The organism is Burkholderia pyrrocinia (genome assembly GCF_003330765.1).
Classification (GTDB): domain Bacteria; phylum Pseudomonadota; class Gammaproteobacteria; order Burkholderiales; family Burkholderiaceae; genus Burkholderia; species Burkholderia pyrrocinia_B.
On record NZ_CP024902.1, the window covers coordinates 3031930 to 3056874 of the forward strand.

Annotated in this window: 22 protein-coding genes and 1 tRNA gene; 10 read left to right on the forward strand and 13 right to left on the reverse strand. The window is 66.9% G+C overall.

Annotated features, from left to right (window positions below; genetic code table 11):
• Nucleotides 1–4: 4 nt before the first annotated feature.
• The 5 genes from sucD to recA form a co-directional block, all read right to left on the reverse strand.
• Nucleotides 5–886 carry a succinate--CoA ligase subunit alpha gene (gene sucD, locus CUJ89_RS14725; protein ID WP_034178933.1) on the reverse strand — a complete coding sequence of 294 codons (882 nt, stop codon included), beginning with the start codon at nucleotides 884–886 and terminating at the stop codon, nucleotides 5–7.
• A gap of 148 nt (nucleotides 887–1034) precedes the next feature.
• The gene (sucC, locus tag CUJ89_RS14730; protein WP_114177952.1) at nucleotides 1035–2201 is read right to left on the reverse strand and encodes an ADP-forming succinate--CoA ligase subunit beta; all 1167 of its coding nucleotides are present in this window, start codon (nucleotides 2199–2201) and stop codon (nucleotides 1035–1037) included.
• A 68-nt stretch (nucleotides 2202–2269) separates the two neighbouring features.
• On the reverse strand, nucleotides 2270–2908 hold the full coding sequence (locus CUJ89_RS14735; RefSeq protein ID WP_114177953.1) for a DUF2889 domain-containing protein: 639 nt from the start codon (nucleotides 2906–2908) through the stop codon (nucleotides 2270–2272).
• A gap of 145 nt (nucleotides 2909–3053) precedes the next feature.
• A complete protein-coding gene (recX, locus tag CUJ89_RS14740; RefSeq protein ID WP_114177954.1) occupies nucleotides 3054–3908 on the reverse strand; it encodes a recombination regulator RecX in 855 nt (284 codons plus the stop codon).
• Complete coding sequence (gene recA, locus CUJ89_RS14745) at nucleotides 3908–4975, reverse strand: recombinase RecA (protein ID WP_114177955.1); 1068 nt, start codon at nucleotides 4973–4975, stop codon at nucleotides 3908–3910. Before recA ends, recX begins: the two co-directional genes overlap by 1 nt.
• A gap of 190 nt (nucleotides 4976–5165) precedes the next feature.
• On the opposite strand from recA, the gene CUJ89_RS14750 reads away from it, so the two are divergent.
• From CUJ89_RS14750 to CUJ89_RS14765, 4 genes are all read left to right on the forward strand, one after another.
• On the forward strand, nucleotides 5166–5885 hold the full coding sequence (locus CUJ89_RS14750) for a response regulator transcription factor (protein ID WP_114177956.1): 720 nt from the start codon (nucleotides 5166–5168) through the stop codon (nucleotides 5883–5885).
• A 17-nt stretch (nucleotides 5886–5902) separates the two neighbouring features.
• Entirely contained in the window at nucleotides 5903–7450 is a 1548-nt protein-coding gene (locus tag CUJ89_RS14755) for a sensor histidine kinase (protein ID WP_114177957.1), read from the forward strand.
• A 226-nt stretch (nucleotides 7451–7676) separates the two neighbouring features.
• Nucleotides 7677–9335, forward strand: coding sequence for an MFS transporter (locus tag CUJ89_RS14760; RefSeq protein ID WP_114177958.1), 1659 nt, complete (start codon nucleotides 7677–7679; stop codon nucleotides 9333–9335).
• A 91-nt stretch (nucleotides 9336–9426) separates the two neighbouring features.
• Nucleotides 9427–9503, forward strand: a tRNA-Met gene (locus tag CUJ89_RS14765).
• A gap of 246 nt (nucleotides 9504–9749) precedes the next feature.
• Here CUJ89_RS14765 and CUJ89_RS14770 read toward each other — a convergent pair.
• Complete coding sequence (locus CUJ89_RS14770; RefSeq protein ID WP_114177959.1) at nucleotides 9750–10724, reverse strand: LysR family transcriptional regulator; 975 nt, start codon at nucleotides 10722–10724, stop codon at nucleotides 9750–9752.
• Between the two features lie 173 nt (nucleotides 10725–10897).
• Entirely contained in the window at nucleotides 10898–11869 is a 972-nt protein-coding gene (locus CUJ89_RS14775) for a GlxA family transcriptional regulator (RefSeq protein WP_114177960.1), read from the reverse strand.
• Nucleotides 11870–11986: 117 nt separating this feature from the next.
• Between CUJ89_RS14775 and CUJ89_RS14780 the strand changes: the two genes are divergently transcribed.
• Nucleotides 11987–12670, forward strand: a complete 684-nt coding sequence (locus tag CUJ89_RS14780) for a DJ-1/PfpI family protein (RefSeq protein WP_114177961.1) — start codon at nucleotides 11987–11989, stop codon at nucleotides 12668–12670.
• Between the two features lie 59 nt (nucleotides 12671–12729).
• Complete coding sequence (locus CUJ89_RS14785; protein ID WP_114177962.1) at nucleotides 12730–13041, forward strand: cupin; 312 nt, start codon at nucleotides 12730–12732, stop codon at nucleotides 13039–13041.
• Between the two features lie 58 nt (nucleotides 13042–13099).
• Here CUJ89_RS14785 and CUJ89_RS14790 read toward each other — a convergent pair whose 3' ends face one another.
• The 4 genes from CUJ89_RS14790 to CUJ89_RS14805 form a co-directional block, all read right to left on the reverse strand.
• The gene (locus CUJ89_RS14790) at nucleotides 13100–13384 is read right to left on the reverse strand and encodes a PAAR domain-containing protein (protein ID WP_048242675.1); all 285 of its coding nucleotides are present in this window, start codon (nucleotides 13382–13384) and stop codon (nucleotides 13100–13102) included.
• 125 nt (nucleotides 13385–13509) lie between these two features.
• Nucleotides 13510–14712: a porin gene (locus CUJ89_RS14795; RefSeq protein ID WP_114177963.1), complete on the reverse strand. Its 1203-nt coding sequence runs from the start codon at nucleotides 14710–14712 to the stop codon at nucleotides 13510–13512.
• A 117-nt stretch (nucleotides 14713–14829) separates the two neighbouring features.
• Nucleotides 14830–16302 (reverse strand): amidase, encoded by a 1473-nt coding sequence (locus CUJ89_RS14800; RefSeq protein WP_114177964.1) that lies wholly within the window; start codon nucleotides 16300–16302, stop codon nucleotides 14830–14832.
• Between the two features lie 52 nt (nucleotides 16303–16354).
• The gene (locus tag CUJ89_RS14805; protein ID WP_114177965.1) at nucleotides 16355–17671 is read right to left on the reverse strand and encodes an MFS transporter; all 1317 of its coding nucleotides are present in this window, start codon (nucleotides 17669–17671) and stop codon (nucleotides 16355–16357) included.
• Between the two features lie 202 nt (nucleotides 17672–17873).
• Here CUJ89_RS14805 and CUJ89_RS14810 point away from each other — a divergent pair, with 202 nt between their 5' ends.
• The 3 genes from CUJ89_RS14810 to CUJ89_RS14820 all read left to right on the forward strand — a co-directional run bounded on the left by CUJ89_RS14810 (nucleotide 17874) and on the right by CUJ89_RS14820 (nucleotide 23322).
• Nucleotides 17874–18791 carry a LysR substrate-binding domain-containing protein gene (locus tag CUJ89_RS14810; protein WP_114177966.1) on the forward strand — a complete coding sequence of 306 codons (918 nt, stop codon included), beginning with the start codon at nucleotides 17874–17876 and terminating at the stop codon, nucleotides 18789–18791.
• Between the two features lie 306 nt (nucleotides 18792–19097).
• Nucleotides 19098–19985: a LysR family transcriptional regulator gene (locus tag CUJ89_RS14815; protein ID WP_114177967.1), complete on the forward strand. Its 888-nt coding sequence runs from the start codon at nucleotides 19098–19100 to the stop codon at nucleotides 19983–19985.
• Nucleotides 19986–20229: 244 nt separating this feature from the next.
• Nucleotides 20230–23322: a transglycosylase domain-containing protein gene (locus CUJ89_RS14820; RefSeq protein ID WP_114177968.1), complete on the forward strand. Its 3093-nt coding sequence runs from the start codon at nucleotides 20230–20232 to the stop codon at nucleotides 23320–23322.
• Between the two features lie 33 nt (nucleotides 23323–23355).
• Here the strand turns inward: CUJ89_RS14820 and CUJ89_RS14825 are convergent, their stop codons facing one another.
• A complete protein-coding gene (locus CUJ89_RS14825; RefSeq protein ID WP_114178625.1) occupies nucleotides 23356–23703 on the reverse strand; it encodes a GFA family protein in 348 nt (115 codons plus the stop codon).
• Between the two features lie 153 nt (nucleotides 23704–23856).
• On the opposite strand from CUJ89_RS14825, the gene CUJ89_RS14830 reads away from it, so the two are divergent.
• Nucleotides 23857–24102: a DUF1272 domain-containing protein gene (locus CUJ89_RS14830; protein ID WP_114177969.1), complete on the forward strand. Its 246-nt coding sequence runs from the start codon at nucleotides 23857–23859 to the stop codon at nucleotides 24100–24102.
• A 26-nt stretch (nucleotides 24103–24128) separates the two neighbouring features.
• Here the strand turns inward: CUJ89_RS14830 and CUJ89_RS14835 are convergent, their stop codons facing one another.
• Nucleotides 24129–24812: a FadR/GntR family transcriptional regulator gene (locus tag CUJ89_RS14835; protein ID WP_114177970.1), complete on the reverse strand. Its 684-nt coding sequence runs from the start codon at nucleotides 24810–24812 to the stop codon at nucleotides 24129–24131.
• Nucleotides 24813–24945: the final 133 nt, after the last annotated feature.

Below are 24945 nucleotides of genomic sequence, written 5' to 3' on the forward strand. Positions count from 1 at the left end.
AATATTACAGCGCTGCCTTCAGCAGGCGGCCCATTTCCGACGGGTTGCGCGTGACGGTGATGCCGCACGCTTCCATGATTTCCAGCTTCGCTTCGGCCGTATCCGCACCGCCCGAGATCAGCGCGCCGGCGTGGCCCATGCGCTTGCCCGGAGGCGCCGTGACGCCAGCGATGAAGCCGACGACCGGCTTCTTCATGTTGGCCTTGATCCACTCGGCGGCATTGGCTTCGTCCGGACCGCCGATTTCGCCGATCATCACGACCGCGTCCGTATCCGGATCGTCGTTGAACATCTTCATCACGTCGATGTGCTTCAGACCGTTGATCGGGTCGCCGCCGATACCGACTGCCGACGACTGGCCGAGGCCGAGTGCCGTCAGCTGGGCAACGGCTTCATACGTCAGCGTGCCCGAACGCGACACGACGCCGATGCGGCCCTTGCGGTGGATGTGACCCGGCATGATGCCGATCTTCAGTTCGTCCGGCGTGATCGTGCCCGGGCAGTTCGGCCCGAGCAGCAGCGTCTTGCGGCCTTCGCGGCGCATGCGGTCCTTCACTTCGATCATGTCGCGCACGGGGATGCCTTCCGTGATGCAGATCGCGAGATCCAGATCGGCTTCGACCGCTTCCCAGATCGCAGCCGCTGCGCCTGCCGGCGGAACGTAGATGACCGACACGGTCGCGCCGGTTTCTTCCTTCGCTTCCTTGACGCTTGCGTAGATCGGAATGCCTTCGAAATCTTCGCCGGCCTTCTTCGGGTTCACGCCCGCGACGAATGCTTCGCGGCCGTTTGCGTATTCACGGCAGGCGCGCGTATGGAACTGACCGGTTTTGCCGGTGATGCCCTGCGTGATGACCTTCGTGTCCTTGTTGATCAGAATCGACATGTATTTTGACCTCTGTTCGATGGGCGTCGCGTGCAAGCCGCGCCGCCATGCGTATTCAATTAGCGCGCCAAGAAAACGCCGGGCCGCCCCAAGTTTTCTTGACCCCCTCGGGGGGCCTGGCGCACGGCGCCAGGTCTGGGGGCGCTTCTTACTTGCCTTCGGCAGCCGTGACGACCTTCTGCGCAGCTTCTTCCATGCTGTCCGCCGAGATGATCGGCAGGCCCGAATCGGCCAGCATCTTCTTGCCGAGGTCCTCGTTCGTGCCCTTCATGCGCACGACGAGCGGCACCTTCAGGTTCACGGCCTTCGAACCGGCGATCACGCCTTCCGCGATCACGTCGCAGCGCATGATGCCGCCGAAGATGTTCACGAGGATCGCCTTCAGATCCGGGTTCTTCAGCATCAGCTTGAACGCTTCCGTGACCTTCTCGGTCGTGGCGCCACCGCCGACGTCCAGGAAGTTCGCCGGCTCGCCGCCGAACAGCTTGATGGTGTCCATCGTCGCCATCGCGAGGCCCGCGCCGTTCACGAGACAGCCGATGTTGCCGTCGAGCGAGATGTACGCGAGGTCGAACTTCGACGCTTCGATTTCAGCCGGATCTTCTTCGTCCAGATCGCGGTAAGCAACGATTTCCGGGTGGCGGAACAGCGCGTTCGAGTCGAAGTTGAACTTCGCGTCGAGTGCGATGACCTTGCCGTCGCCGGAAACGTTCAGCGGGTTGATTTCGGCCAGCGACGCGTCGGTTTCCCAGAATGCCTTGTACAGGCCTTGCAGGATGGCGCGCGCTTGCGGAATCGAAGCAGCCGGCACGCCGATCTTCGCGGCAAGGTCGTCGGCCTGGGCGTCGAGCAGGCCGGTCGACGGCTCGACGATGACCTTGTGGATCAGTTCCGGGTGCTTTTCGGCAACTTCTTCGATGTCCATGCCGCCTTCGCTCGAACCCATCAGAACGATCTTTTGCGACACGCGATCCACGACGAGGCTGACATACAGTTCCTGCTTGATGTCGGCGCCTTCTTCGACCATCAGACGGTTGACCTTCTGGCCTTCCGGACCGGTCTGGTGCGTAACGAGCTGCATGCCGAGGATCTGGTTCGCGTATTCGCGCACCTGCTCGAGCGACTTCGCGACCTTCACGCCGCCACCCTTGCCGCGGCCACCCGCGTGGATCTGTGCCTTGACGACCCATACCGGGCCACCGAGCTCTTCCGCCACCTTGACGGCCTCGTCAACCGAGAACGCCGGCTTGCCGCGCGGTACCGCGACGCCGAATTTCCGCAGGATTTCCTTACCCTGGTACTCGTGAATCTTCATGCGTGATTCCCTTCAGTCTGAGAGTTGGATGAAAAGTCGCTTAAGACGCTTCTTCGAATGATTTCCGTTCATTCCTTCGTGCCGTCCCCGACGGGCATGTCCCGAACGGGCATGTCCCGGACGGGGACGTCCGGCCGACTCGCGCCATACCAGCGCGGGTAGTACTGCCGCACGACCTCGCCGTCGAACCGCAGCGCACGGCAGCGGCCGAGCTGGAAAGGCGGTTCGTCGCGCGCGCCGTCGTGATCCGGCCCTTCGCCACCCTCCTCGCGCACGTTCCACACGTCACCGGCGAACGCCTGGATCGCTGCCGTCGGCAGCACGGCGCACAGTTCGGTGAGGTGGGAGCAGCCTGCGACTCCGGACAGCAGTCGGTTCGCATCGCGGCGGAAGTGGCGGAAGAGATTGAGCCCGATGAGGGCCCGATAGGCGGGAGGGGCGGATTGACACTGACCGGGATAGGGCACCCATTCCGAAGACGCTTCGGCGTCGACGACATTGAGGTCACGATCGATAGTCACGCGCAGCCAGAGTTCGTGGATCGGCAGGCCTTGGGGCCGGATGCCCGACGCAAGCGCGACATCGCGCGGCTTGTGATCGGTCAGGCAGGCTTCGATGTCCCACAAGCCGTCGCCGCGCTCATAAGCTTCCGCTCGGATTGCGCGTCGATGTCGCAACTGACGGGGCACGGGCTCGGATAGCGGCATGCTGGAGGTTGAGGCCGAAGAGGAAAACCCACGGATTTTAGCATATTGGGTATTTGAGACAGTTTGACGCGACGGCGGGTATTCCCGCCTGCCGGAAGCAGTTGCATTGCAGCAAAATCGCGCGCCACGCGTGCGACCGGCCCGGTCAGTCGTCGATCGGGAAATCGTCGCCAACCTTCAGCAACTTCACGATGGTCGCGCTCGAGAAGCCGCGCGCAGCGAGAAAGCGCGCCTGCTTCGCACGCTCGGCCGGCGTTTGCGGCAGTGCACCGAATTTCTTGCGCCAGACGGCCTGCGCACGCGCCCATTCGGTCTCGCGCAACTGCGCGTTCACCTCTTCGACCAGCGTGTCGCCAACCGCATGGCGCTTCAGCTCGCTGACGATCCGCGCGGCGCCGACACGCGATGCGCGGCGATGCACGAGACTCTCGGCAAAGCGCGCGTCGGACAGCCAGCCTTCCTTTTCCAGCGCATCGAGCACCGGTTCGACGGATTCGTCTTCGCCGACGTAGGGCGCGAGCTTGCGTGCGAGTTCCGTGCGGCTGTATTCGCGCCTGGACAGATAGCCGAGCGCGCGGCCCTTCAATGACCGCGGCGGCTTCGACGACTTGCGCTCGCCGGCGCCCGGATCGTCACCGGAAGAAGCGCCGGACGCACGACGTGTGCGGCGCGGATGCTGGCTGCTGCGCGTATAGACATCTTCCCTGGCCGGCGCCGACGCATCGGATGCACGATCGCCCGGGAAACTGACACCGGACACGCGACGGCGGGGCCGGTCGTGCGCGTCGAACGATTCATCGTCGTCGAACGGATCGTCCGGCGCGGCAATCTCAAACGAAACGAGGGCATCGTCGGATGCCCTCGTCGCGGTGCGGTTCGCATTGCTGCCTGCGACCCGCCGGTCGGCACCCGAGGATCCGGCTCGCCGGCCGGAGCGACCCGCCGTTTCGGGCGCGTCGCTCTCTTCCGGCTCGCCAGCCTGACCCCGGCGCCCGACCATCACTCTTCTTCGTCCATCGCCTCGGCTTCGTTGCCTGCGCCATCAGGCATTGCGACGACGCCGAGCGATTCGCGAATGCGGTTCTCGATCTCGCGCGCGATTTCCGAATTCTCGCGCAGGAATTCACGCGCGTTGTCCTTGCCCTGGCCGATCTTCTCGCCGTTGTAGCTGTACCAGGCGCCCGCCTTGTCGACGATCTTCGCCTGCACGCCGAGATCGATGATCTCGCCCTGACGCGAAATGCCCTCGCCATACAGGATGTCGAAGATCGCTTCGCGGAACGGCGGCGCCACCTTGTTCTTGACGACCTTCACGCGGGTCTCGTTGCCGATCACCTCGTCGTTCTTCTTGATCGAGCCGATCCGGCGGATGTCGAGACGCACCGACGAATAGAACTTGAGCGCATTGCCGCCCGTCGTGGTTTCCGGGTTGCCGAACATCACGCCGATCTTCATCCGGATCTGGTTGATGAAGATCACGAGGCAGTTCGTGCGCTTGATCGTGCCGGTCAGCTTGCGCAGCGCCTGCGACATCAGGCGCGCCTGCAGGCCCGGCAGCGAATCGCCCATCTCGCCTTCGATTTCGGCCTTCGGCACGAGCGCCGCGACCGAGTCGATGACGATCATGTCGATCGAGCCCGAGCGCACCAGCGCGTCGGTGATTTCCAGCGCCTGCTCGCCGGTATCCGGCTGCGAGATCAGCAGTTCCGGCACGTTGACGCCAAGCTTGGACGCGTACTGGACGTCGAGCGCGTGCTCGGCGTCGATAAACGCGGCCGTGCCGCCGATCTTCTGCAGTTCGGCGATGACCTGCAGCGTGAGCGTGGTTTTACCGGACGATTCCGGACCGTAGATCTCGACCACCCGGCCGCGCGGCAAACCGCCGACGCCAAGCGCGATGTCGAGACCGAGCGAACCCGTGGAGACGACCTGGATATCCTCCACCTCGCCGTCGCCCATGCGCATGATCGACCCTTTGCCGAACTGCTTTTCGATCTGGGCAAGCGCGGCGGCCAGCGCCTTGCTCTTCTCGGCGGTCATCCCGGAGCCCTTCTTGCTTTCTTCCATGAATCGTCCTTTGCTATGATGAGCAGCGTCTGTTAAAGGCGCGCCCGCTTTCAAGCGCCGCCCACGAATGCAGACACTGTATAAAAAAACAGTGTTTTATGCAAGCCCGCAATGCAGGCTGCGTCGCACACGAATAATTTCGGAGACAGCCGCGCCGGCGCGAACGCCCTGCCGGCCATCGGTCAGCCACATGCGAATTCTCATCGCCGAAGACGACAGCATACTCGCGGACGGCCTCACCCGGTCACTCCGCCAATCGGGCTATGCGGTCGACCACGTGAAGAGCGGCGTCGACGCCGATACGGCGCTGTCGATGCAGACATTCGACCTGCTGATCCTCGATCTCGGCCTGCCGAAAATGTCCGGACTCGATGTGCTCAAGCGCCTGCGCGCCCGCAATTCCAACCTCCCCGTGCTGATCCTGACCGCCGCCGACAGCGTCGACGAACGCGTGAAGGGGCTCGACCTCGGCGCCGACGACTACATGGCCAAGCCGTTCGCGCTCAACGAGCTCGAGGCGCGTGTGCGCGCGCTGACCCGGCGCGGCGCGGGCGGCGGCCCGACCGTCGTGCGCCACGGCTCGCTCGCGTTCGACCAGGTCGGCCGCATCGCGTATGCGAACGATCACGTGCTCGACCTGTCCGCGCGCGAGCTCGGCCTGCTCGAGGTGCTGCTGCAGCGGATCGGCCGGCTCGTGTCGAAGGAGCAGCTCGTCGACCATCTGTGCGAATGGGGCGAGGAAGTCAGCAACAACGCGATCGAAGTCTACGTGCACCGGCTGCGCAAGAAGATCGAACCGAGCGGCGTACGGATTTCGACCGTGCGCGGCCTCGGCTATTGCCTCGAGAAGGTCGCGCCGGCCGACACGACAGCGCCCCAGCCCGCGGTGGCCGGCACGCCGCTGCGCTGAAGCCGGGCGTCGCCGCGATGGCCACGCCGGCCCATTCCCGCCACCCGACCGCTGCGCCGTCGTCGGCCGCCGACGACGCGCGCGACGCCCGCTACGAGAATCCGTTCGCGCCGCCCGACGAAACCGATGCGCCCGAGGCCCCGCGCCCGCGCTCGCTGTTCGGCGAAATCCTCGACTGGATGCTCGCGCCGCTGCTGCTGCTGTGGCCGATGAGCATCGCCGTCACCTATCTCGTCGCGAAGACGATCGCGAACAGCCCGTTCGACCGCGCGCTCGAGACCAACGCCTACGTGCTCGCGCGGCAGATCCACCCGGTGAACGGGGTCGCCGAGCTGACGCTGCCGGAGCAGACGCGCGACTTCCTGCGCGCGGACAACGTCGACAGCGTTTACTTCCAGGTGCTCGGCACGCGCGGCGAGCTGGTCGCGGGCGAGGCCGACATGCCGCTGCCGCGCGACGAGGACCGCCCGCCGCCGGGCGTCGTCGTGTTTCGCGACGACCTGCTGCGCGGCAACGACGTGCGCGTCGCGTATACAACAGTCGCGCTGCCGCAATCGAGCGGCACGCAACCCGTGCTCGTGCAGGTCGGCGAGACGCTCGACAAGCGCAACGCGCTCGCGAACGACATCATCAAGGGCGTGATCCTGCCGCAGTTCGTGATCCTGCCGCTCGCGATCCTGCTAGTCTGGTTCGGGCTGTCACGCGGGCTCGCGCCGCTCAACGCGCTGCAGGCGCATATCCGCGCGCGGCGGCCCGACGACCTGTCACCCGTCGAGGCGCAGCGCGCACCGCCCGAGATCGAGCCGCTCGTCACGTCGTTCAACGACCTGCTCGCGCGTCTCGAACAGAACATGGCGCTGCAAAAGCGCTTCATCGCCGACGCCGCGCACCAGATGAAGACGCCGCTCGCGGGCCTGCGCACGCAGGCCGAGTTCGCGTTGCGCCACCCCGTCCCGCCCGACGTGCAGCGCTCGCTCGAGCAGATCGCGACGGGCTCCGAGCAGGCCGCGCGGCTCGTCACCCAACTGCTTGCGCTCGCGCGTGCCGAGAACCGCGCGAGCGGGCTCACGTTCGAGCCGGTCGAGATCGCCACGCTCGCGCGGCGCGCCGTGCGCGACTGGGTGCAGGCCGCGCTCGCGAAGCGGATGGATCTCGGTTACGAAGGCCCGCCGGACGACGCGCCGCTCGACGTCGACGGCAATCCGGTGATGTTGCGCGAGATGCTCGGCAACCTGATCGACAACGCGATCCGCTACACGCCGGAAGGCGGCCGCATCACGGTGCGCGTGCGCGCCGAGCGCGCGGCGCGGGTCGTGCATCTCGAAGTCGAGGACACCGGGCCGGGCATCCCGACCGCCGAACGCGAGCGCGTCGTCGAGCGCTTCTACCGGATCCTCGGCCGCGAAGGCGACGGCAGCGGCCTCGGGCTCGCGATCGTGCGCGAGATCGCCACGCAGCATGGCGGCACGCTGACGCTCGACGATCACGTCTACCAGCACGCACCGCGCCTCGCCGGCACACTCGTGCGCATCAGCCTGCCGCTGACCGAAACCGCCCCGGATTAACCCTGACGCGCACCGCCGCAGCGCGCCGCGATCGCACCGAAACCGGCGATTTACCGGACGTTCGCGCCACAATCGGCACGCGAAGCGGCCGATTCGGCGCGGGTTAACGCGCAGTCGTTTTGTACGCGCGAGTCAGTCCGCCGTAAGTTTCCGTGCCAATAATCGTCGACAGGCCCGCCCACCCAAGGCGGCCGCACATCTATATCAAGGGACTTGGAGACGATTCATGGCAACGTTAGGCGGGCAAATTTCGCACTCGCCGATGACGGGCGAAGAGAAGAAGGTGATCTTCGCGTCGTCGCTCGGCACCGTGTTCGAGTGGTACGACTTTTACCTGGCCGGTTCACTCGCGGCCTACATCAGCAAGAGCTTCTTCTCCGGCGTCAATCCGACCGCCGCGTTCATCTTCACGCTGCTCGGTTTCGCGGCCGGCTTCGCGGTGCGGCCGTTCGGCGCGATCGTGTTCGGCCGGCTCGGCGACATGGTCGGGCGCAAGCACACGTTCCTCGTGACGATCGTGATCATGGGCATCTCGACGTTCGTGGTCGGCTTCCTGCCCGGCTACGCGTCGATCGGCATCGCCGCGCCGGTGATCTTCATCGCGATGCGGCTGCTGCAGGGCCTCGCGCTCGGCGGCGAGTACGGCGGTGCGGCCACCTACGTCGCCGAGCATGCGCCGGCGAACCGTCGCGGCTTCTACACCGCGTGGATCCAGACGACGGCGACGCTCGGCCTGTTCCTGTCGTTGCTCGTGATCCTCGGCGTGCGCACGTTCATCGGCGAGGAAGCGTTCGGCAGCTGGGGCTGGCGCGTGCCGTTCGTCGCGTCGATCCTGCTGCTCGCGGTGTCGGTGTGGATCCGGCTGCAGCTGAACGAATCGCCGGTGTTCCTGCGTATCAAGGCGGAAGGCAAGACGTCGAAGGCGCCGCTGACCGAAGCGTTCGGCCAGTGGAAGAACCTGAAGATCGTGATCCTCGCGCTCGTCGGCCTGACGGCCGGCCAGGCCGTCGTGTGGTACACGGGCCAGTTCTACGCGCTGTTCTTCCTCACGCAGACGCTGAAGGTCGATGGCGCAAGCGCGAACATCCTGATCGCGATCGCGCTCCTGATCGGCACGCCGTTCTTCCTGTTCTTCGGTTCGCTGTCGGACAAGATCGGCCGCAAGCCGATTATCCTGGCGGGCTGCCTGATCGCCGCGCTGACCTACTTCCCGCTGTTCAAGGCGCTCACGCACTACGCGAACCCGCAGCTCGAGATCGCGACGCAAAAGGCACCGATCTCGGTCATCGCCGATCCGGCCACCTGTTCGTTCCAGTTCAATCCGGTGGGCACGTCAAAGTTCACCGACTCGTGCGACATCGCGAAGGGCGCGCTCGCGAAGGCCGGCCTGAACTACGAGAACGTCGCGGCACCGGCCGGCACGACCGCGCAGATCAAGGTTGGCGACACGGTGATCCCGGCATATGACGCCAAGGGGGCCGACGCGAAGGCGCAGGGCACGGCGTTCGACAAGACGCTCGCGTCGACGCTGAAGACGGCCGGCTACCCGGCGAAGGCGGACCCGGCGCAGCTCAACTGGCCGATGACGATCGTGATCCTGACGATCCTCGTGATCTACGTGACGATGGTCTACGGCCCGATCGCCGCGATGCTGGTCGAGATGTTCCCGACGCGGATCCGCTACACGTCGATGTCGCTGCCCTATCACATCGGCAACGGCTGGTTCGGCGGCTTCCTGCCGGCGACCGCGTTCGCGATCGTCGCGGCGAAGGGCAACATCTACTCGGGGCTGTGGTATCCGATCGTGATCGCGCTGGCCACGTTCGTGATCGGGCTGCTGTTCGTCAAGGAGACGAAGGGCTCGGACATCTACGCGCAGGATTGAGGTCGACGCGCGGGCCTTCGGCACCTTTTTTCACGGAAGATGAAAAAAGGTGTTGACAGCCCGATAGCCGATCTCCATAATTCATTTCTTCGGCGAATTAGCTCAGTTGGTTAGAGCGACGGAATCATAATCCGCAGGTCCGGGGTTCGAGTCCCTGATTCGCCACCAGTTGTAAAGAAAGCCGCTGATCCGAAAGGGTTAGCGGCTTTTTTCATTGCATCCTGCGATGCGTCGGTTTCGCTTTCGCGTTTCGAGCATTCCGCTCGCCGCTCCACTTCCGCCGGCATCAACGTCGTCCAGCGCACCAGCCGACGTCGCCCGATGATCCCCACCACTCCCGGCAAGACGTCGCGCATCGGGGCAACCTGCCGTTCTGATCGGCCGCGACACGCGCGGCCGATCCCGCGCACCGGCCTACGCCGCCACCGACCCGCGCCGCTCCTCCTCCGCACGCGCCACCACCCGCCCCCGCCAGTTCTCCCCGCCCTCCAGCGCCGGCGTCGACTCGAACACCTCCGCGATCCAGTCGGCGAACACGCGCACCTTCTGCGACAAATGGCGGTTGTGCGGATAAACGATCGAGATCGGCTTCGGCTTCGGATTGCAGTCCGGCAGCACCTCGACCAGCGATCCGTCGAGCAGGTTCGGCAGCACCATGAACAGCGTCGGCTGGATCATCCCGAACCCTTCGAGCCCGCACGTCACGTAGCCATCCGAATCGTTGACCGTGACGCTCCCGTTCATTCGCACTTCGACCGGCTTGCCTTCGATCATGAACACCCACGGAATCGCACGCGCGCCGTGGCTCGAACGAAAATTCACCGCATGATGTTCGGCAAGATCGGCAATCTCTTGCGGCTCGCCGTGACGCGCGAGGTAATCGGGCGACGCGCAGGTCACGCGCTTCAGCATCCCGATACGCCGCGCGACCATCGACGAATCCTCGAGCGGCCCGACCCGGATCATGCAGTCGATGCCCTCCTCGACCGGATCCACATAGCGGTCGGAGAGCCCCAGCTCGATCGTGATGTCCGGATAGCGCTGCCGGAAAATCGACAGCGACGGCAACACGATGCGCCGCCCGAGCGAACTCGGCATGTGGACGCGCAGCACGCCGCTCGGCTTGCGATTGCCCGCCTGGAAACTCGCGTCGGCTTCCGCGATCTCCGAGATGATCTTCGTGCAATGCTCGTAATACGCGGCGCCTTCCGGCGTCAGCGACAGCCGGCGCGTCGTCCGGTGCATCAGGCGCACGCCGAGCAGTGCCTCGAGATTCTGGATGATGGTCGTCACCGACGCGCGCGGCATCGCGAGCGTGTCGGCCGCGCGCGTGAAGCTGTTCGCGTCGACCACACGGGTAAAAACTTCCATTGCCTGGATTCGGTCCATGCTGCCCCCTTCGAATCGCCAACGGAACAGAATAGAGCGCGCGGCGGGCGCGGCACAAGCCCCCACCTATTGTTCCCCTATCCCGAATAGTTTCGGTAGTTCGCACTGGAAAACGATCAATTTCCGTTCAGTTCCACGCGATAACCGCTCGGGCCCCGATCGCGCCCCGCGCGTCACCGCACGAACCGCTCGCGATACCCCTGCGGCGACACGCCCAGCACGCGCACGAAACTGCGCCGCAGCGTCTCCTCCGAACCGAATCCGCAACGCGCGGCGATCCGTTTGACGGGCCATGCCGTTTCGCCGAGCAGGCGCTGCGCGGCTTCGACGCGGATCTGCTCGACCGCGCGCGCGGGCGTGCGGCCGGTTTCCGCGCGATAGTGGCGCACGAAGCTGCGCTCGCTCATGCGCACGCGCTCGGCCAGCGCGGGCACCGACAGGTCGGCCGCCAGGTGCTCGGCCATCCACGCATGCAGCTCGCCGAACCGGTCGTCGGTGCGCTGCATCGACAGCATCGTGCTGAACTGCGCCTGTCCGCCCGGACGCTTCAGGAACACGACGAGTTCGCGCGCGACGTCGAGCGCGATCGCCCGCCCGAGATCCTCCTCGACCAGCGCGAGCGCGAGATCGATGCCGGCCGTCACGCCGGCCGACGTCCACAGCGCGCCTTCGCGGATGAAGATCGGGTCGGATTCGACGCGTACGTTCGGATAGCGCGCCGCGAATTCGTCGCAGCGCGCCCAGTGCGTGACCGCGCGCCGCCCGTCGAGCAGGCCGGCCTCGGCGAGCAGGAACGCGCCGGTGCAGACCGACGCGACGCGTCGCGCGCGCTCCGCCTGCTGCCGCACCCAGCGCACCAGCCGCACATCCTGCGATGCCGCGTGCACGCCCTTGCCGCCGGCAACAATCAGCGTATCGGGATGGCGCGCAGCCGAACGCAGCGACTCGGCCATCACGACGAGGCCCGACGATGTCTCGACGGGCCCGGCGTCGGCCGCGACGACCCGTGGCGCGTACGGCGCCGGCTGCCCGCGCTCCAGCGCGAGTTCGTTGACGGACGCGAACACCTGCAGCGGCCCCGACACGTCGAGCAGTTGTGCGCGAGGAAACGCGAGGACCAGGATCGAGCGCGGGGCGGCAGGCATGGCGATTGGCTGAAAACGTGGGCGATATGGCAATTTCGCCAAACACTACGCGCCTAGAATCGATCTGTCCATCGGGTGCCGGCAACGGCGCGTTCGTCTTCCACTCGGAGTCTTCGCATGACCCTGCATATCGGCCTTCTCGTGTTTCCGGGCGTCCAGCAACTCGATCTCACCGGCCCGCACGACGTGCTCGCGTCGCTGCCCGACGCAGCCGTCCATCTGGTCTGGAAATCGCGCGACGCGGTCGCGTCGAGCAGCGGCCTCGCGCTCGCGCCGACCTGCACGTTCGACGACTGCCCGCCGCTCGACGTGATCTGCATTCCGGGCGGCATCGGGATCAACGACCTGCTGCTCGATGCCGAAACGATCGCGTTCGTGCAGCAGCGCGCGGCCACCGCGCGCTACGTGACGTCGGTCTGCACGGGCGCGCTGCTGCTCGGCGTGGCCGGCCTGCTGCGCGGGCGGCGGGCGACCACGCACTGGGCGTCCCACGCGCTGCTCGAACCGCTGGGCGCGGTGCCCGTGCGCGAGCGCGTCGTGCGCGACGGCAACCTGATCACGGGCGGCGGCGTAACGGCCGGCATCGACTTCGCGCTGACGATCGCCGCGGAACTGGCCGGCGATGAAGAGGCGCAGGCGATCCAGTTGCAGCTCGAATACGCGCCCGCGCCGCCGTTCGACGCCGGCTCGCCCGACACCGCGCCAGCATCGGTCGTGAAGCGCGTCACCGAGCGTTCGGCGGCCGGCCTGGCGAAGCGCAGGCAGATGATCGAGCAGGCGCTGCGCGCGATGTCGCGCTGAATGCGGATGCCGGGGAATTGACTGGAAGGCGACGCGCATTCGCGCCGGAGAACACATCGATGAACATCATCCGCAGTACTGCATTCACCGCGGACCGCCCGTGGGGCGCGCTCGACATCGCGAACCTGAACGGCATCACGGTCCGCCTGCACTGGACCGACCAGCCCTATCGATGGCATGTGAACGACGGCGAGGAAGTGTTCGCGGTGCTCGACGGCCGCGTCGAGATGCGCTATCGCGAAGCAGGCTTCGAGCACGCGGCCGTGCTCGAAGCGGGCGACGTCTTCCACGCGACGGTCGGCACCGAGCACGTCGCGCATCCGCTCGGCGAAGCGCGCATCCTCGTGATCGAGACCGAGGGCAGCGCCTGACGGCGGGCGGCCGTGCGCCGATGCCGCGCGGACGGAAACCGCCTCCGCGCGGCGGGATTCACCCCGTGATCGTTCCCGTTGCCTGCGACGCGATCAGTTTCGGCTGCGGCGTGCACAGGCACTGGCACAGGTCGTGTTCGAGCGCGACGACCTTGCCCATCACGGTCATCGTCCGCTCGCCGCCGTCCGACACGATCACGCCCGGCGACTTGCACGCGGCGCAGAACACGGGCGCGCCGAGATAGGCGAGCTCGCGTCCGTCGAACGACGAATTGGCGATCCCTTCGAGCACGACGCCGCCATGGTCGGTCGTGTCGCCCTTCAGAATGAATTTGCGGCTCATGATGTCGGTTCTTCCCTCGGAAACGCCGCGCAACGCGGCAGCGCGGCCGCGCACGGGCTGTCGGTATCCACCCGTCGGTCGCGGGCGTCCCGCGAGCATATCACCGCTCGCCGCGGCCGCGCCGCTCAGAACTTGTGCCGTATGCCGACCCGCGCTTCGAACTGGCGGTCGTTCGCGGACGCGCCGGGGCCGTTGATCGCGGCGACTGCCGACCGCCCCGTCGAGTCGGTGCCCGACGCGCGCTGATAGACCACGGTCAGATATACGTCGGTGCGCTTCGACAGGAAGTCATCGAGCCCCGCCGCGACCTGGTGATACGTCGCGCCGTCGCGGCCGTCCACGCCGCCGCCGCGCGTGTAGTCGTACGCAACGCCGCCGAACAGGTAGGGCGTGAACTGGTAGCGCACGCTCGCCTCGACATTGTTGAACACCGCGTTGCCGGACACGCCGCCGGGGTTCGGACCGGAAGACAGGTCGCCGAGCCGGCGGAACGACGTGTTCGTATACATCGCGCCGAGCGTCACCGCGCCGATCGCGTAGGTGCCGCCCGCCGCCGCGACCTGAAGCGTGCGTGCCGACGCGTAGCCGGCGTACACGGGCGACAGCATGTTGTTGCCCGGCACGCCGCCCACGGCCGGCGCGGGGCTGCCGGTCGTGCCGAAGAACGACACGTTCGGGTTGCGCGCGTTCAGGTAGCCGGCCGCGACCGCGAGCGGCCCACGCGCGTAGCCGGCCGTCACCGACCACACCTGGTCGCGCGTCGCCGCACCCGCGATGCCGCCGACCCCGTACATCGCCGCGACGCGGAACCCGCCGTAATCGTTGCTCGTGAACTTGATCGCGTTGTTGGTCGAGTTCGCGTTGTTCACGTTGTCGAGATCGCCGGGGTGCGCGACCATGTAGCCGCCGAACAGCGCGGCGGCCTCCAGCGGCCCGAGGAAGTCGACGTTGGTGTCGTACTGCCGCCCGAGCGTGACGGTGCCGAACGGCCCCGACAGCCCGACGAACGCCTTCTTGCCGAAGATCAGCCCGCCCTGTCCGAGCTTGCCCGTGCTCGGGTCGAAACCGTTCTCGAGCGTGAAGATCGCGGCCAGCCCGCCACCGAGATCCTCGACGCCGCGCAGCCCCCAGCGGCTCGCCTGCTGCACGCCGCCCAGCAGGCGCAGCGCGGGCTTGCCGCTCACCGTGCCGTTCGGGCCCGCGACCGCGATGTTGCTCGTATAGGTCAGCCCTTCGTCGATAATGCCGTACAGCGTGACGCTGCTCTGTGCATGCGCCGCACCCGCGATCAGCGCGATGCCCGCGCCTGCCACCAGCCGTTTGTTCATCAAGAGATCTCCAGTGCGCGGGTTGGTTGGGCAAAACGCAGGCGTGCGCGTCCCCCGCAGGCGCGCGGCCTGCTCCGGTGCTAACCGGAACGGTCAGGTGTGAGTCGGGAAAGACGCTCAGCGCATCGCGTCGGCGACGACGGGCGGCGGTGTCCAGCGGCGGCCGGCCGCGACTTCGTACGCATGGCCGAACTGCAGCACGCCCCAGTCGTCGCGGTGCCCGCCGACGATCTGCATGCCGATCGGCAAGCCGTCCGCGCCGAATCCGCACGGCACCGACAGGATCGGCACCTCGGTCGACGACAGGTACCAGCACACGCGCATCCAGTCGATGTAGGTGTGGTTCGCGACGCCCATCACGCCTGCGGGCAAGCGCAGGCCGGCGTCGAACGGCATCACCTGCGTGGTCGGCAGCACATAGAACGCATGACGCTGCATGAACGCGCGCATCCGCTCGAACAGGCGCGTCTTGCGCACGAACATGCGGCCGAGATCGGCGGCCGTCAGCGCGCAATGCAGCCGGTATTCGTCGTGAATCTCGGGTTTCAGCGCCGCACGCTGCGCGTCGTCGAGCCCGTCGACCAGCGTGCCGATCATCCACGCGCGCTCCACGCGGAACACGTCCTCGGCATCGGCGAGATCGGGGTCGGCGAACTCGACCTCGCAGCCGAGCGCGGCAAACACCTGCGCCTGCGCGTCCACCGCGCGCTGGATTTCCGGATCGACCGGCACGCCGGGCAACCCGCGCGACATCGCGATGCGCGTGCCGCGAAAGTCGCGCTCGAGCGGCAGCGCGAAGCGCGCGCCGGGTTCCGCGAGCTCGGTCGCGGTTTCCCCGCTCGGCCCTGCGATCGCGGAGAGCAGCAACGCAGTGTCGGCGACATCGCGCGCCATCGGCCCGTCGACGCCGAGCGTCGCCCAGCCGTTCAGGTCCGGCGCGCGCGGCACGCGGCCCGGCGACGGCCGCAATCCGACGACGTTGTTCCATGCGGCCGGATTGCGCAGCGAGCCGCCCATGTCGCTGCCGCATGCGAGCGGGTTCATCCCGCACGCGAGCGATGCGGCCGCGCCGCCGCTGCTGCCGCCCACCGATCGGCTCAGATCCCACGGGTTGCGCGTCGTGCCGAACACCTCGTTGAACGTATGCGACCCGGCGCCGAATTCGGGCGTGTTCGACTTGCCGATCATCAGCGCGCCGGCGCTCGCGCAGCGGCGCACGATCAGCGCATCGTGCTGCGGCACGTGATCGCCGAACAGGCGCGAGCCGTACGTCGTGCGCACGCCGCGCGTCGCGGTCAGATCCTTCTGCGACACGGGCAGCCCGTGCAGCGGCCCCTGCCATTCGCCGCGCATCCAGCGGGCGTCGATGTCACGCGCCCGGGCACGCAGCGCGTCGGGATCGACGACGGTCACGAGCGCGTTCACGCGCGGGTTGACCGTCGCGATCCGCGCGAGATGCGCGTCGAGCAAGTCGCAGGTGCTGATCTGCCGCGTCTTCAACAGGTCGAGCATCGTGCGCGCGGGCAGGTCGCACAGGTCGCCGGCCTCGACGTCGGCGGGCGTGGACGAAAACGAAACGGTGGCGGTCATACGGTTCGGAGCGAAGAGGATAGAAGGAAGCGACGGCAGCGGGCGCAGCCGGTCACGCATCGTGATCGCTGCGATTCGACGCGAACGCGAGCGCGACGAGCGACAGCACGCCGCAGACGATCACGTACCACGCAGGCGCGGCCGGATTGCCGGTCGCGCCGATCATCCACGTGACGATGAACTGCGCGAAGCCGCCGAAGATCGACACGCCGCCCGCATACGCGATCGACAGCGCGGTGGCGCGCGTGCTCCTCGGGAACAGCTCGGCGAGGATCACGCCGTTCGCGCCGGCGTTGATCGAGTGCAGCGCGGCGAGCAGCATCACGACCGCATACATCGTCGCGATCGACGGCACCACGCGCATCAGCCAGAAGCCCGGCAGGATCAAGACGGTCAGCGCCACGCGTGACCACAGCGCGACACGCTTGCTGCCAGTGCGGTCCGCCAGCCGGCCGCCGATCGGCGCGGCGACGAACATCACGGCGCCGGACAGGATCCCGCACCACAGCGCGGTATCCATCGGCAGGTGCAGCACCTTGATCGCGTACGTCGACATGTAATACAGCACGATGAAATGCGCGGCGGTGCCGCCGATCACGAGGCCGAGCGCCGTCAGCACGGCGCCGCCGTCGCGCCGCAGCACGGTGCCGAGCACCGTCGACGAGCGCCGCGCGGCCGCGGCCGGCGCGTGCTGCTCGATCGCGTTGAAGCGCGCGCGCAGGTAAAGGCCGACCGGCGCGATCAGCACGCCCGCGAGGAACGGCACGCGCCAGCCCCACGATTCGAGCGACGCCGTGTCGAGGAAATACGACAGCAGGAAGCCGACGAACGAGCCAGCCAGCGCCGCGGCGCCCTGACTCGCGAACTGCCAGCTCGTGTAGTAACCGCGCTCGCCCGCCGGTGCGCGCTCGGCGAGCAGCGACGTCGACACGCCGACCTCGCCGCCGGCCGAAAAGCCCTGCAGCAGCCGCGCGAGCACGACCAGCACGGGCGCCGCGACACCGATCTGCGCGTAGGTCGGCAGTACGCCGATCATCCCGGTGCCGATCGCCATCGTGACGAGCGTGAGGTTCATCGCCGGCACGCGGCCGAAGCGGTCGGCGACGAGTCCGATCACGACGCCGCCGACCGGCCGAGCGATGAAGCCGACGCCGAACGTCGCGACCGACATCAGCAATTGCTGCTGCGCGGACACGGCCGGAAAGAACAGTTTGCCGAGCAGCACCGCAAAGAAGCTGAACACGGTGAGATCGAAGAATTCGAGGCCGTTGCCGATCGTGATTGCGACGATCAGCTGGCGATTGGACGGGGATGCGGCAGCGTCGCCGACATGCCCGCCGAACATGCTGTCCGCTCGGGGCGCCTTCATGAAGGTGTGTCTCCGTACTTGGTATGCGTTGGCGGATGCGCAGCCCGTTTCGCCGGCCTGCGCATGCAGTCTAGGCATCCAAAATAGGCAGCCCGGAGCGACATTTTCCGATCGTGATAACGCACGGTTATCACGTGCTTTCGCTGCGGCGGCCCGGTGTAGGATAGGGACGTTCCTACTGCCGCCGCGCCCCGCCCACGCCGTGAAACACCACCAGCTCCGGGCGCTTGCCGCCATCGCCGAACACGGCAGCCTGCGCGCGGCCGCGCGCGCGATCCACCTGTCGCAGCCCGCGCTGACGAAGGCGATTCGCGAACTCGAACTCGATCTCGGCGTGCCGCTCGTCACGCGCAATGCGCGCGGCGCGCAGCTCACGCGCTTCGGGCAGGCCGTCTATGCGCGCGCACGGCTGATCCTCTCGGAGATGCAGCACGCGCGCGACGACGTGATCCAGTTGTCGGGCGGCAAGGAAGGCGCGCTCGCGTGCGCGCTGACGCCGCTGATGTCGCTCGGCTTCCTGCCGGCCGCACTCGACGCGTTCCGCCAGCGGATGCCGACGATCCGCCTCGACGTGCGCGAAGGCTTCCTGGATACGGCGCTGCCGCGCCTGCGCGACGGCTCGCTCGACTTCGTGATCGCGATCGTCGATGCGACCCGGCTGTCGCCGGAATTCATGTTCCGGCCGCTGCTCGAATCGGAGCTGATCCTGATGACGCGCGCGAGCAATCCGCTGCGTCACAGCACGTCGCTCGCGCAGCTGCAGGATGCGCAATGGATCCTCAACACGTCGCCGGAAAGCATCGGCCGGCTGCTGCAGGACGTGTTCGTCGCGCACGGTTATCCGGCGCCGCAGCCGATCGTCGAATGCACATCGTTCAGCGCGGCGTTTTCGCTGTCGGTGCACACCGATACCGTGTCGTGCGTGCCGAAGAGCTTCATGGAGGTCGACTGGATTCGCGAGCGGATGGTCGCGATCGACGTGGAGGAAACGATTCCGGCCGTGTCGGTCGGCGTGCTCACGCGCCGCGATGCGCTGAACACGATCGCCTGCGACTACCTGATCCATTGCTTCGTCGAGGCCGTGCGCCGGCACGATCGCGCGAAGCTGCTGTGGCGGTAGCGGCGCAATGAATGTCCGTCTGAATTAATTTAGTACAAGTACTATAATTTTTTCATCAAATTAATATTGAACGCCGTTTATATCAATAAATCCCGCCGGCCATTTACGCCGCGTCTCAACGGTCTGAATCCGCCCGCACAAGGCCTTCCGGCCGGGTAGAAGCGACACCAAACCTTTCAGAATCCACCCGGAACGCGCCGCCATTTCCACCTGATTCGATAAAACATTATTTCAGGCAATTATTTCAACAATTAAAAAACAGAGGAATACAATTCAATAAAAGAAAATTCATTTACCAAAGAAAAAATGGACGAACTTCTATCGATGCGTTTATTCGTCAAGGTTGCCGATTGGCAGAGCTTCGCCAGGGCCGCCGCCGACCTGAACATTTCCAACTCGTCCGCGACGCGGCTGATCATGAGTCTCGAAGACCGCCTCGCCACTCGTCTGCTGAATCGCACGACCCGCAGCCTGTCGCTGACCGACGCGGGACGCATCTACCTGAATCAGATTCGCCGCGTGATCGACGAGATCGACCATGTCGAGGAAACGATCGCGTCGCTGAACCATGAACCGATCGGCTCGCTGAGAATCGTCGCGCCCGTGATGTTCGGCATGCAGGTGCTCGCGCCGGCGCTCGGCTCGTTCAAGCGGCGCCACCCGAACGTCGTCCCCGAGGTCACGATCGTCGACCGTCACGTCGATCTTGCCTCCGAAGGCTTCGACGTCGGCCTGCTGCTCACGCAGCGCATCAGCGGCGTCAATACCGTGCGGCGCGTGCTGACGCGGCTCGCGCTCGTCGTCTGCGCGTCACGGCAATACGTCGAGCAGCACGGACGGCCGACGCACCCGCGCGACCTCGAATGTCACGCGTGCCTGCTGTTCCATTCCGATTACGCAGGCGAATACCTGCTGTTCGAGTGCGACGACGCGCACCTCAGTATTCGACCGAACAAATCGGCATCGTCGAACAACATGGGCCTGATCCGGCAATTCGTACTGGACGGCATGGGCGTCGCGATCCTGCCGAGCTTTCTCGTCGAGCAGGATATCCGCGACGGCCGCCTGCTGCCGCTGCTCGACGGCTACCGGATCCAGGATCTCGAGATGAATATCGCCTATCCGAGCCGCCGCCACTTTCCGCGCAAGGCGCGCCTGTTCGTCGATCACGTGCTCGAGCATTTCGCCGCGTAGCGGCGCAGCGATCCGGCACGATTTGCCCGCGCGCCCGCCGGATCGGCCTGCACTGCGGCGCACGGCCGGGCGGGCTTCAGGTATGGAACCTGCGCCGCACGCACCGCGGCGGTGCACACCGCCGCCGCGTTCGTTGCATCCGCGCATCTCGGTAGTGAACCCGCCTTGGCAGCGCGCGGCAGGGGACTACACTAATCCTTAATGGGGTGCGGCCGGAGCCCGCGCCCCTCAGGGAGACGCCGCTATGAATCGGCCGCTGAATCGTATCCTGCCGCGCATGACCGGTCTTGCATCGGTCTGGACGTGGGTCAAGTGGTCTTTGCTGGCCGCGCTGCTGATCGCGGTGGCGATCGTTGCGCGACTCGTCCAGACCGAGATCGAAACGTCCCGGCTGCAGGCGCATTACTTGTCCGAGCTCACCCGCGACGTCGGCTACACGGTCGAAACGGGCCCGAGCGACCATATCCGCTTCCCCGCCAACGGCCCTTACGACCAGCGCCTCGGCTACGCGATGATTCCATCGTTCCAGGAGCGGCTGCTCGCGCGCGGCTTCGTCGTCAGCAAGCAGGCACGCGATTCGCAACGGATGCAGTCGCTCGGCGATCGCGGGTTGTTCCTCCCTTACGAAGAGAAGGACCAGGCGGGCCTGATGCTGTTCGACTCGACCGGCTCGCCGCTGTTCGCGACCGTGTTCCCGCAGCGCGTCTATGCCGACTTCGACACGGTGCCGCGCGTGGTCGCCGATTCCCTGCTGTTCATCGAGGATCGCTACCTGCTCGATGCGAACGAACCGAACCGCAACCCGGCGATCGACTGGGGCCGCTTCAGCCGCGCGCTCGCCGACCAGGCGCTGCACGTCGTCAACCGTCACCAGGCGCGCCCGGGCGGCAGCACGCTCGCGACGCAGATCGAGAAGTTCCGCCATTCGCCCGAGGGCCGCACCGCGACGCCGCCCGAGAAGCTGCGGCAGATCGCGTCCGCGTCGGTCCGTGCCTACCTGAACGGTCCGCAGACGATGCTCGCGCGCCGCACGATCGTGGTGCGCTACCTGAACTCGGTGCCGCTCGCCGCTCGGCCGCATGTCGGCGAGATCACGGGCATCGGCGACGGTCTCGCCGCATGGTACGGCCGCGACTTCAACGACGTGAACCGCATCCTGTCGGCGCCGACCACCGGCGACAACGTCGACGAACAGGGCAAGGCGTTCCGCGAAGTGCTGTCGCTGATCATCGCGCAGCGTGCGCCGTCGTACTTCCTCAACCGCGGCTATCCGGTGCTGCAGCGGCTGACCGACAGCTACCTGCGGCTGCTGTCGGGCGGCGGCGTGATCTCGCCCGCCCTGCGCGACGCCGCGCTCTCCGCGCAGATCGAACGCAGCGCGCCGCCGGCCGCCGCGCATGTGCAGTCGTTCGTGTCGCGCAAGGCCGTGACGTCCGCGCGCGCGTCGCTGTTGTCGGCGCTCGGCATCGGCGACCTGTACCAGCTCGACCAGCTCGACCTGCAGGCAACGAGCACGCTCGACAACGGCGTGCAGCAGGCCGTCGCCGAGCGGCTCGCGCGGGCGTCGACCCGCGACGGCGCGCAGGCCGCCGGCCTGTACGGTTTCGAGATGCTCGCGCCGAAGGACGACCCGTCGCACCTCACGTACAGCTTCACGCTGTACGAACACCGCAACGGCGCGAACATGCTGCGCGTGCAGACCGACAGCGTGAACGAACCGTTCGACGTGAATCGCGGCGGCCGTATCAACCTCGGCTCGACCGCGAAACTGCGTACGCTGATCACGTACCTGCAGATCGTCTCCGACCTGCATGCGCGCTATGCGAACCTGTCGAACGCGGAGCTTGCCCGGGTGAAGCCCGACCCGATCGACGGGCTGTCGCACTGGGCGCTCGACTATCTGTCGCATACGCGCGATCGGTCGCTGCAGGCGATGCTCGACGCGGCCGTCGAACGCAAGTATTCGGCGAGCCCCGACGTGTTCTACACGGGCGGCGGCGCACAGGTGTTCTCGAACTTCGACAAGTCGGACAACGGCCGCATCCTGACGCTGCACGCGGCGTTCGAGCATTCGGTCAACCTGGTGTTCGTGCGGCTGATGCGCGACATCGTCCACTACGAGACGCTGCAGGCGGCCGGCCCGTCGTCGTCGTGGCTCAACGATCCCGAGCAGCGCCAGCATTACCTGCAACAGTTCGTCGACGGCGAAAGCCAGGTCTACGTGAAGCGCTACTACACGCGCTACGCGGGCAAGGCGCCCGACGATGCGCTCGCGCTGATGCTGCACGACGTGCGCAAGTCGCCGCCGAAGATCGCGACGGTGCTGCGCAGCGTCGCGCCGAACGAATCGCTCGCGTGGTTCGATGCGCAGATGCGCGCGCAACTGAAAGGCACGCCGGCCGCGACGCTATCCGACGACGACCTCGCCGCGCTCTACGCGAAGTACGCGATCGGCCGCTTCAACCTCAACGATCGCGGCTATATCGCGAGCGTGCACCCGCTCGCGCTGTGGACGCTCAACTACCTGCGCGCGCACCCGGGCGCGTCGCTCCGCGACGTCCAGCGCGACAGCCACGATGCGCGTTTCTACACGTACTCGTGGCTGTACAAGACGCGCTACCACGCGACCCAGGACCGGCGCATCCGTCGCATGGTCGAGTTGCGCGCGTACGCGGAGATCACAAAAGCGTGGCGCGCGCTCGGCTACCCGTTCGCGGAAGTCACGCCGTCCTACGCGGCCGCGATCGGCGCATCGGGCGACCAGCCCGACGCGCTCGCGAAACTGATCGGGCTGATCGCGAACGGCGGCCAGAAGGCGCCGACCGAAACGATCACGCGGCTCGACTTCGCGAAGGGCACGCCGTACGAGACGCGCTTCGTGCGCGCGGCCGCGCAGCCGCAGCCGATGCTGTCGCCGGAAATCGTCAACGTGACGCACACGCTGCTGCGCGACGTCGTGCTCAACGGCACCGCGCGCCGCATCGCGGGCGGCTTCACGCTGCCCGACGGCAAGACGCTCGACGTGTACGGCAAGACGGGGACGGGCGACCAGCGCTTCAACGTCTATGCGCGCGGCGCGCGGCTGATCGAGTCGCGCAAGGTCAACCGCAGCGGCACTTTCGTGTTCGTGATCGGCGACCGGTTCTTCGGGGTCCTGACGGCGACCGCGCACGAACCGTATGCGGCGCGCTACGACTTCACGAGCGCGATGGCCGTGCAGTTGCTGCGGTCGATGGCGCCGGCGCTCGCGCCGCTGATCGAACGCCCGGCCAACGCCGGCCCGCGCACCGCGGGCCCCGCACCGCAGGCGGAAATGCCCGCGGCGCGGCCATCCTGACCGTGGCGCGCAAGTTCGTGCGTGGTGCGCCGCTCAGTGCGAGCGGCCGTCGTAGTGCGTGACGGGTAGCGCGTCGAGATCGATATTCTCGAGGCAGCGCACGTTGATCGCGGCCATCGCGGAGCCGTCCGGATGGACGCCCTCGCCGAACGCATGAATCCCGCAGCGCTTGCAGAAGCGATGCCGGATCACGTGCTTGTTGAACATGTAGGTCGCGAGATTCTCGTCGGGCGTGAGGAGCGTCATGTGGTCGCGCGGCACGAACCACATCAGCGCGCCCTTGCGCTGGCAGATCGAGCAGTTGCACGCCATCACGCCCTGCAGGTCGCCTTCCGCCTCGAACTTCACGTCTCCGCAGTGACAGCTTCCGCGATAAAGCATGGTCGTCTCCCGGTGCGGCCCGTGCGCGACGACGGCGCCCGGGCGGGACACCGTTGGCCAAGCCGATCCATGCGCGTACAGTAGCGCGCACATGCGCCGCACGCAATGTCCGGCGGCGCCCGTCCCGACCCTCCCCGACCAAGGAAAACCGTCATGCTCGAACTGCGCCCCGGCTGCGAATGCTGCGACAAGGACCTGCCGCCCGATTCGGCGGATGCGCGCATCTGTACCTTTGAATGCACGTTCTGCGCGACCTGCGCCGACGAGGTACTGAGGGGCCGCTGCCCGAACTGCGGCGGCGACCTGGTCGTGCGCCCGCGGCGGCCGGAGAGCCTGCTCGCGAAATACCCGGCGTCGACGGAGCGCATCCACAAGCCGGGCGGCTGCGCGAACGCCTGACGCGCAGCACCGCCCGGCCCTCCCCGCTACGACATCTCGATCCGCGCGCGCGTCACCGCGAGCAGCGCCACCATCGCGCGGCGCGCGCCGTCCTCGTCGCGCACGCGGATCGCATCGCTGACGGCCGTGTGCTCGGCGAGCGACGCGTTGTACACGTCCGCTCGGCGCGCATTCAGATGCAGTTGCGCCTCGAGCGTGCGATCGATCAGCGCGCCGAGCGGCACCAGCAGCTCGTTGCCGCCGGCCTCGAGCACGCTCAGGTGAAAGCGCAAGTCGGCGCGCACCCATTCGTCGACGTTGCGCGCAGCGGCCATCGCGCGCGCCGCGTCGTCGATCGCATCGAACGCTTCCGGCGTATGCGCACGCGCGGCAAGCGCGGCCGCGAACGGCTCGATCATTTCGCGCATCTCCTGCAGCTTCAGCGCGAACGCGAGCGGCGGCGCGACGCGCGCGTACCAGTCGAGCAGGTCGGCGTCGAGCAGGTTCCACGCGCGGCACGGTCGCACCCGCGTGCCGACCTTCGGCCGCGATTCGACGAGCCCCTTCGACGTCAGCGTGCGCAGCGCCTCGCGCATCACCGTGCGGCTTACGCCGTACATCTCCATCAGGTCAGGCTCCCTCGGCAGCAGCGACTCGGGCGGATAGTCGCCGCGCAGGATCGCCGTCGCAAGCCGGAAGGCCGTCTGTCCATGCAGGTCGCGTTGAATGATCGTTCTCCGTTGGGCCGGCGTGCCGGCAGCCCACTATCTGCACAATAGTGCTATTAATACTATTTTTTATCGAGCTACGCTAGGATATCAGTGAAAGCACGCGACCGTGCGCCGCGCCGGAGGGCCCGAGCCG

Coding starts and splice junctions, on each gene's coding strand:
- sucD (WP_034178933.1), bottom strand. CDS start 886: ATGTCGATTCTGATCAACAAGGACACGAAGGTCATCACGCAGGGCATC.
- sucC (WP_114177952.1), bottom strand. CDS start 2,201: ATGAAGATTCACGAGTACCAGGGTAAGGAAATCCTGCGGAAATTCGGC.
- CUJ89_RS14735 (WP_114177953.1), bottom strand. CDS start 2,908: ATGCCGCTATCCGAGCCCGTGCCCCGTCAGTTGCGACATCGACGCGCA.
- recX (WP_114177954.1), bottom strand. CDS start 3,908: ATGGTCGGGCGCCGGGGTCAGGCTGGCGAGCCGGAAGAGAGCGACGCG.
- recA (WP_114177955.1), bottom strand. CDS start 4,975: ATGGAAGAAAGCAAGAAGGGCTCCGGGATGACCGCCGAGAAGAGCAAG.
- CUJ89_RS14750 (WP_114177956.1), top strand. CDS start 5,166: ATGCGAATTCTCATCGCCGAAGACGACAGCATACTCGCGGACGGCCTC.
- CUJ89_RS14755 (WP_114177957.1), top strand. CDS start 5,903: ATGGCCACGCCGGCCCATTCCCGCCACCCGACCGCTGCGCCGTCGTCG.
- CUJ89_RS14760 (WP_114177958.1), top strand. CDS start 7,677: ATGGCAACGTTAGGCGGGCAAATTTCGCACTCGCCGATGACGGGCGAA.
- CUJ89_RS14770 (WP_114177959.1), bottom strand. CDS start 10,724: ATGGACCGAATCCAGGCAATGGAAGTTTTTACCCGTGTGGTCGACGCG.
- CUJ89_RS14775 (WP_114177960.1), bottom strand. CDS start 11,869: ATGCCTGCCGCCCCGCGCTCGATCCTGGTCCTCGCGTTTCCTCGCGCA.
- CUJ89_RS14780 (WP_114177961.1), top strand. CDS start 11,987: ATGACCCTGCATATCGGCCTTCTCGTGTTTCCGGGCGTCCAGCAACTC.
- CUJ89_RS14785 (WP_114177962.1), top strand. CDS start 12,730: ATGAACATCATCCGCAGTACTGCATTCACCGCGGACCGCCCGTGGGGC.
- CUJ89_RS14790 (WP_048242675.1), bottom strand. CDS start 13,384: ATGAGCCGCAAATTCATTCTGAAGGGCGACACGACCGACCATGGCGGC.
- CUJ89_RS14795 (WP_114177963.1), bottom strand. CDS start 14,712: ATGAACAAACGGCTGGTGGCAGGCGCGGGCATCGCGCTGATCGCGGGT.
- CUJ89_RS14800 (WP_114177964.1), bottom strand. CDS start 16,302: ATGACCGCCACCGTTTCGTTTTCGTCCACGCCCGCCGACGTCGAGGCC.
- CUJ89_RS14805 (WP_114177965.1), bottom strand. CDS start 17,671: ATGAAGGCGCCCCGAGCGGACAGCATGTTCGGCGGGCATGTCGGCGAC.
- CUJ89_RS14815 (WP_114177967.1), top strand. CDS start 19,098: ATGGACGAACTTCTATCGATGCGTTTATTCGTCAAGGTTGCCGATTGG.
- CUJ89_RS14820 (WP_114177968.1), top strand. CDS start 20,230: ATGAATCGGCCGCTGAATCGTATCCTGCCGCGCATGACCGGTCTTGCA.
- CUJ89_RS14825 (WP_114178625.1), bottom strand. CDS start 23,703: ATGCTTTATCGCGGAAGCTGTCACTGCGGAGACGTGAAGTTCGAGGCG.
- CUJ89_RS14830 (WP_114177969.1), top strand. CDS start 23,857: ATGCTCGAACTGCGCCCCGGCTGCGAATGCTGCGACAAGGACCTGCCG.